Here is a 1,872-nt window from a genome sequence, read left to right as displayed (position 1 = left end):
ATTTCAGCCCAAAAGCGTTTCGTTTCCAAGTTTTCACAACAGATAAAAAAATCCGACCCACATCTGCGGAATGTGGGATTGAATGGAATGTCTAAGCATTTGTTCAGATGCGAGAATAACAAAGAGTTTTTCGTTTTAAACGACTTAAATAATGTCTTAATCTTGTATTTTCGCCTTCAACTCTTGTCATATAGGTTTTGCTAATTATTTGATCTTCATCGGCAATAAAGTTAGGGTAAACTTTCCAGCCATCTGTCACATAAAAATAGCATTTCCATTTATTAACAAGATTCCAAAGTGGTTCAAAGGTTTTACCGCTATGATCGCCTAATACCCACCCTAAAATACCTGGTTTAAAGTGGTCTACCGCGGTCCACAGCCAATTTTTTTTTTTTTGAGCCGACAAATGTTTCTAATTCATCTAATTCTCCCACTTCGGGAATTGTCTCGGGATCATAAGAATTTAGCAGGAGTTTTCCTACTTGTTTTACCCAATTAATTATTGTTGTATGATGCACATTTTTGACTCTTTCAATTGCTCGAAAACCCATACCATTGACATACATTTTTAGACATTCACGTTTCAGATTTTCCGAGTAACCTTTATGAGGTTGATAGCAATCTATAAATTGTCTACCGCAACCGACACAAATATAATTCTGTTTACCTTTTTTATGACCATTTTTATTAACATGACTTGACTGACATTCAGGACATTGCATAAGCTCTTCGTTTTGTGAAATGTTATTTTTGGGCGCTCGCACTCTCAATTGATCATACCCTAATTCAGCAACGCCCTATTAAGCATATGATTGAAGCTGTGGGTGCTTCCATCTTGTGTTTGTCCCCCTACTCTCCTGATTTTAATCCGATTGAATTATGGTGGTCTCAGCTTAAATCTTTGTTGCGACAGTTTTCACCAACCACTACTAAAATGGTTGACACTATAATTGCTGTGGCTCTTGACTTAATGAATCCCAAACATCTCAAAAACTGGTTTACTAATTGCTGCTACTGTACCTCATAACATCCGGAAGTGCTGTATAACCACAGATATATAAAGTCCCATTGCACTGCTCCGTGAGGCTTAATGCCTTTGCCAGTTAATTTCCTTCTTTGAATTGTGTGTAGCCCCATTCGACTTTCGTCTTGGCTCCAATAGCGAATTTTATGCCACTGCTTTAAAAATCCCTCACTCTGACTCAGGCTGGCTTTTACTAAGGATGGCAGTTTTTTTTTAATTCTGCTACTGCACCTTTTTTCTGTTTTTCGCTCACGGGACGTGGTACCTTTAATTTTCCTTTTAGCCGATACCTAGCCCACTGATGTACTGTCAGATATGACACTTTTACTTCACAGCAGCTTGTCAACCATTGATGTACTTCTTTGTAGCTACTGAATCATTCTGGTTCTTGTAATTCCTTTGATAATCTCTCTACAGTTTCAGGATTCATTATTCTTGGTCTCCCCGAACGTGGTTTCTGAAATAATAATTCTTCTATTCCCCCCGCTCTATAACTAGACAACCATCTTTGTATTGTGGTACGATGTTTTCCTAAGCGCACAGCAGCCGACAATACGGTTTCTACAGTTTGGGTCTTGAGCCAATACAGAACTTGCAGTTTTTCGTGGCGAGTCGCATCTTTCTCTTGACGCAGAAGAGCTTTCAGTTCTTCTTGTGTTTCCCGAATCTCAATCTTGACACAGGACTGACATTTTTCTTCTTTCTTATATTTGGGTACTAACTCACAAAAAGGACACCTATTAACTGTAGCATTATTTTAGGAAATTGGTATAATTACAGCCGAAAGTCGGCGACGTAAATTACAAAGATTTTTAGATTTACCTCACGAGAGCGATCCTCTTCGAGGG

General features: G+C 38.5%; 1 protein-coding gene and 2 pseudogenes. 1 reads left to right on the top strand and 2 read right to left on the bottom strand.

Features of this window, described 5'->3' with window-relative positions:
• Nucleotides 1-103: 103 nt before the first annotated feature.
• A pseudogene (locus QUB61_RS39155) lies at nt 104-722 on the bottom strand (IS1 family transposase).
• A 77-nt stretch (nt 723-799) separates the two neighbouring features.
• Between QUB61_RS39155 and QUB61_RS39150 the strand changes: the two are divergent.
• Nucleotides 800-914, top strand: a pseudogene (locus tag QUB61_RS39150) (transposase); the annotation flags it as partial.
• A 486-nt stretch (nt 915-1,400) separates the two neighbouring features.
• Here QUB61_RS39150 and QUB61_RS40360 read toward each other — a convergent pair.
• Nucleotides 1,401-1,658, bottom strand: coding sequence for a helix-turn-helix domain-containing protein (locus QUB61_RS40360; protein WP_445301006.1), 258 nt, complete (start codon nt 1,656-1,658; stop codon nt 1,401-1,403).
• Nucleotides 1,659-1,872: the final 214 nt, after the last annotated feature.

It is taken from the genome of Microcoleus sp. C2D2 (genome assembly GCF_036702495.1).
GTDB lineage: Bacteria > Cyanobacteriota > Cyanobacteriia > Cyanobacteriales > Microcoleaceae > Microcoleus.
Note: the sequence above shows the minus strand (reverse complement) of the source record. Positions and strands in the feature narration are given on the sequence as shown.